The following is a 5,000-nucleotide window of genomic DNA, read 5'->3' as shown; positions in this document are numbered from 1 at the left end:
CCTTTTGTACGGTATCAAGCTGTTGCTGTGCGGAGATTGCAGCATTCGCAGCAGCTTGCTCTGCATTTTTTTTTGTGCATTATCATTCCCGCATCCAGTCAATGCGAACAGAGTGGAAAGGACAAGAGACAGTACCAATGTACCGATACGCAAAATCGACACCTCTCGCTTGTGATTTATTATCATATCTAGATAAATATAACAATAGATAACTAAAAAGGGAACGATGTAGCACATGGTTTGTGAATGCCCCCAATCTTACAGCGGAGGTATGATACTTGGGTGCAGGTTTTTGAACGAGTAGGACGCCGCTGGGAATAGACGGGGATGGAGACCTAGTTCATTGAATGGGGGACGGATTAAAAAAGGAAAAAGACGGGGAACTGATTCATCAGTTGATTCAAGGGTTGTGTCATCATGATCTGGACCAACGCTTGGTAGATTTTGATGAAATCGAGTGGCAGTTGCAAAATATATCGCACTGTACATCGACTCGGATCGATATCAGGACATAAGGCAGGAAAGTGAACGCCGCCATCAAGAGAAGGAGAAACAGAAAGAGTTGCCCCGCTTGGTAGAAGGCGTTTTGCTACAATTTAAACTCCGTGTGAACTGAGGAGGACGTCACTAGGCGTGCGATTGGGAAATCCAAAGCGAGGCGCCACCGACACCGCTGCGAACAAAAGTTTTTTAGCCCCTTCGCCGCTCAAACGGAGCCCGGTAAAAAAGAAAAGGACGGAATGGCGCTACTTATCGACGGTAGAGTATGGTACGGCAACCGAACCAAGGCTCGACACGTTGCGCTGGTTCTGGGACGAGGTGCTGCGGCGGCCATTGGACCGACAGCTCTTGGCACTTTGTGCGAAGACCAGCCCGCGTATCGCTCGGCGTTTGGCGCGGATGGATCGAGGGAAATGTTCGCTGTGCGGTGTGATCGATCTTTCGGTTCAGGCCGTGCGACGGGTGCAAGCAAGTGGAGGCAACGAGTGGGCGGTTTGGTTATTGGGCGCGACGGTTATTCTCTATCATGCTTCCTATGCGTTTGCATCGCTCATCACCCGCTTGGACGATGAGCAAAAAGGAGAGGAAGCGATTTGGTCGAGGAATTGGTGATGATCACTTGTTGTGAACTGCAACAGAAGGAGCGGATTTTGTCTTCCCATGTGATCGCCGCATGGCAGGGGCAAGCAATGCTCTGGTCGTGTTCAGGCCACCATCGTCACTGCCAGATGGTGCGATGATCGAGATGATCTTGCGGGAGGAAACAGTTTGGGAATCGTCCGTTCGCATACCGCCCGATCGGGGCTCGACTTGCCTGTGGAGTATCTGGATCAAGCGTGTTGCATCTTGTCCAAAGCTTTGCAGCCCAACCGACTGCCTGTAGTGTCCGCAACGTACCAACATGCGGTGAGACGCGGGGGAAAACGTGTTGGCGGCAGGCGTGTTGCCGATGCAAAAAGCTGCAGAAGAATTGGTGAGCAGTAACTAAGCAGATCATGCAGACGTGGCCGATCCTCAAATCCTCAACATCTCTTTGTGTCGCAGCGAATGGTGGCAGGTACGGTGAGTGGAGGAGATCTGAGAACTATAGGGGCTGTGGTAACGACCCGATCCAATCTGCGAGATGTGATGCTCGAACTGACTGAGCATTTCGTGTCCTATCCGGCTTATCAACTTGAATTGTCATTTTATTTGGCGGAAGAGGTGCTGACGCCGGAAGAATCCGCTTTAATCATCGAGGAACAGACCGAGCGGGAAGCATTGCTTCGGCAGGGGGAAGAGCTCGACAGCAGACCTTGCAACGCTTGGCACTACGTTCCCCAATCATCGTCGATGTTACGCGCTGGAGCGGTGTTCGATTCTGCTCCAACCTGCAGGGGAGAGCAAGCGTGCTTGGTTTGAGTTGGAAGCGCTTGGTCTTCGCTATGTGATGGGGATGTACACCTGAAGGAGTGGTTGAACGTACTGCAGGAACTTCTAGATCGGCTGAAAAAGCTGATCCGGCAGTGGGCGAACACTTTGGCTTGATCGTTGTCCTCATTTTCCAGACTTCCAGTGTGGTTTACGGGATTGACGCTCTTGCCCGCGGTGGCTTGCGAACTACAAGCATCGTGTCCACAGTTCGCTCTGCATGTGATTTGGGCATTGGGAGAAGAATAAGAATGGACCTCACCTTCTAGGTGGCCGGGTTTATGAGTATAGTGGCGAATTGAAGAGTGGGCATCTCGAATTGTAAAGTTCCGCGTTGTTCGGTTCGAATTTGTTTGCATGAGCGGGTTGAACGGCGGCGGCTAGACGTGGTAAGATGATTCCTGTCGCCGCGAACGAGACGGTGATAAAAAAAGAAAACTTACCAGTTGACTTTATGGTATCCTACATGGTAAGTTAATATGCGTCGCAACTGAGCGACACACGATGGTAGCCCGACGAAGTACGCGACATCATGTCGCAACGTTGGACTATGAGCATCCTGTTGTTGATCCTTGAAAACTAAACGAGTGTTACAGAGATCTGATGCGAGTCAAGATACAAACTTTTTCAACTTTTATTGAGAGTTTGATCCTGGCTCAGGACGAACGCTGGCGGCGTGCCTAATACATGCAAGTCGAGCGGACTGGAGGGAGCTTGCTCCCAAAGGTTAGCGGCGGACGGGTGAGTAACACGTGGGCAATCTGCCCGACAGACTGGGATAACGCTTGGAAACGAGTGCTAATACCGGATAAGCGATTTCCTCGCATGAGGAGATCGAGAAAGAAGCTTTCGCTTCACTGTCGGATGAGCCCGCGGCGCATTAGCTAGTTGGTGAGGTAACGGCTCACCAAGGCGACGATGCGTAGCCGACCTGAGAGGGTGATCGGCCACACTGGGACTGAGACACGGCCCAGACTCCTACGGGAGGCAGCAGTAGGGAATCTTCCACAATGGGCGCAAGCCTGATGGAGCAACGCCGCGTGAATGATGAAGGCCTTCGGGTTGTAAAATTCTGTCTTCTGTGAAGAACAAGTGTGAGAAGAGAATGCTCACACCCTGACGGTAACAGAGGAGGAAGCCCCGGCTAACTACGTGCCAGCAGCCGCGGTAATACGTAGGGGGCAAGCGTTGTCCGGAATCACTGGGCGTAAAGCGCGCGCAGGCGGCCATCTGCGTCCGGGGTGAAAGCCCAAGGCTCAACCTTGGGACTGCCTTGGATACGGGATGGCTTGAGGATCGGAGAGGCAAGGGGAATTCCACGTGTAGCGGTGAAATGCGTAGAGATGTGGAGGAACACCTGTGGCGAAGGCGCCTTGCTGGCCGATTTCTGACGCTGAGGCGCGAAAGCGTGGGGAGCAAACAGGATTAGATACCCTGGTAGTCCACGCCGTAAACGATGAGTGCTAGGTGTTGGGGGGTACCACCCTCAGTGCCGAAGCTAACGCATTAAGCACTCCGCCTGGGGAGTACGGTCGCAAGACTGAAACTCAAAGGAATTGACGGGGGCCCGCACAAGCAGTGGAGCATGTGGTTTAATTCGAAGCAACGCGAAGAACCTTACCAAGACTTGACATCCCGCTGACCGGTTTAGAGATAGACCTTCCCTTCGGGGCAGCGGTGACAGGTGGTGCATGGTTGTCGTCAGCTCGTGTCGTGAGATGTTGGGTTAAGTCCCGCAACGAGCGCAACCCCTAAATTGTGTTGCCATCATTTAGTTGGGCACTCACAATTGACTGCCGGTGACAAACCGGAGGAAGGCGGGGATGACGTCAAATCATCATGCCCCTTATGTCTTGGGCTACACACGTGCTACAATGGGCGGTACAAAGGGTTGCGAGGCCGCGAGGCGGAGCCAATCCCAAAAAGCCGCTCACAGTTCGGATTGCAGGCTGCAACTCGCCTGCATGAAGCTGGAATTGCTAGTAATCGCGGATCAGCATGCCGCGGTGAATTCGTTCCCGGGCCTTGTACACACCGCCCGTCACACCATGGGAGTTGGCAACACCCGAAGCCGGTGAGGTAACCGTAAGGAGCCAGCCGTCTAAGGTGGGGTCGATGACTGGGGTGAAGTCGTAACAAGGTAGCCGTATCGGAAGGTGCGGCTGGATCACCTCCTTTCTAAGGATTTACGGTCTAACGACCATAAAACAAGCTTTATCAAACTCGCATCATCTCTGACAACTCGTTTAGTTTTGGGGGATCAAGCCCGTAAGGGTTTTTCTTTCCCAAATGTGTTCCTTGAAAACTGGATAGCGAAATTGTGAGTCAAGACATGAAGAAATGCAGCATTTCGTATGCAATAACTTAGGTTAAGCTACGAAGGGCGCACGGAGGATGCCTTGGCGCCAGGAGCCGATGAAGGACGGGGCAAACACCGAAATGCCTCGGGGAGCCGTAAGCAGGCATTGATCCGAGGATGTCCGAATGGGGAAACCCGGCACTCGTAATGGGGTGTCACTCAGCACTGAATCCATAGGTGTTGAGAGGTAGACCAGGGGAACTGAAACATCTAAGTACCCTGAGGAAGAGAAAACAACAGTGATTCCCTGAGTAGCGGCGAGCGAACGGGGAACAGCCCAAACCGTGTGGCTTCGGCCATGCGGGGTTGCGGGGCGTCTCACATGGAGTTACAAATCTGCACAGTAGGCGAACAGTCTGGAAAGGCTGACCGAAGAGAGTGAAAGTCTCGTACCCGAAACTGTGCAGACTCCGAGACGGAACCCCAAGTACCGCGGGACACGAGAAATCCCGTGGGAATCAAGGAGGACCACCTCCTAAGGCTAAATACTTCCTGGCGACCGATAGTGAACCAGTACCGTGAGGGAAAGGTGAAAAGCACCGCGGGAGCGGAGTGAAAAAGAACCTGAAACCGTGTGCCTACAATCAGTCGGAGGGCGTTAATGCCTGACGGCGTGCCTTTTGTAGAATGAACCGGCGAGTTACGATCGCGGGCGAGGTTAAGGTGAGAAGCCGGAGCCGCAGCGAAAGCGCGTCTGAAGAGGGCGAAAGTTCGCGGTCGTAGACCCGAA

Annotated in this window: 3 protein-coding genes and 2 rRNA genes (1 of these 5 only partly in view); all 5 read left to right on the top strand. The window is 53.0% G+C overall.

The genetic code is table 11. The features are described 5' to 3' along the window. The first annotated feature begins 633 nt into the window (after positions 1-633). The gene (locus CIG75_RS18235) at positions 634-1,113 is read left to right on the top strand and encodes a hypothetical protein (RefSeq protein ID WP_094237937.1); all 480 of its coding nucleotides are present in this window, start codon (positions 634-636) and stop codon (positions 1,111-1,113) included. A 156-nt stretch (positions 1,114-1,269) separates the two neighbouring features. Continuing rightward, on the top strand, positions 1,270-1,485 hold the full coding sequence (locus CIG75_RS20850) for a hypothetical protein (RefSeq protein WP_157729639.1): 216 nt from the start codon (positions 1,270-1,272) through the stop codon (positions 1,483-1,485). 78 nt (positions 1,486-1,563) lie between these two features. Beyond that, positions 1,564-1,902, top strand: coding sequence for a hypothetical protein (locus CIG75_RS18230; protein WP_157729638.1), 339 nt, complete (start codon positions 1,564-1,566; stop codon positions 1,900-1,902). Positions 1,903-2,544: 642 nt separating this feature from the next. Further along, a 16S ribosomal RNA gene (locus tag CIG75_RS18225) occupies positions 2,545-4,089 on the top strand. 189 nt (positions 4,090-4,278) lie between these two features. Further along, positions 4,279-5,000: ribosomal RNA gene (locus tag CIG75_RS18220) — 23S ribosomal RNA — on the top strand; it runs 2,208 nt beyond the window's last position. The 16S and 23S rRNA genes sit together here, the layout of an rRNA operon.

Origin of the sequence: Tumebacillus algifaecis (genome assembly GCF_002243515.1) — a bacterium.
GTDB lineage: Bacteria > Bacillota > Bacilli > Tumebacillales > Tumebacillaceae > Tumebacillus_A > Tumebacillus_A algifaecis.
The sequence above is the reverse complement of the archived record's forward strand: the minus strand, read 5'-3'. Positions and strand labels throughout refer to the sequence as shown.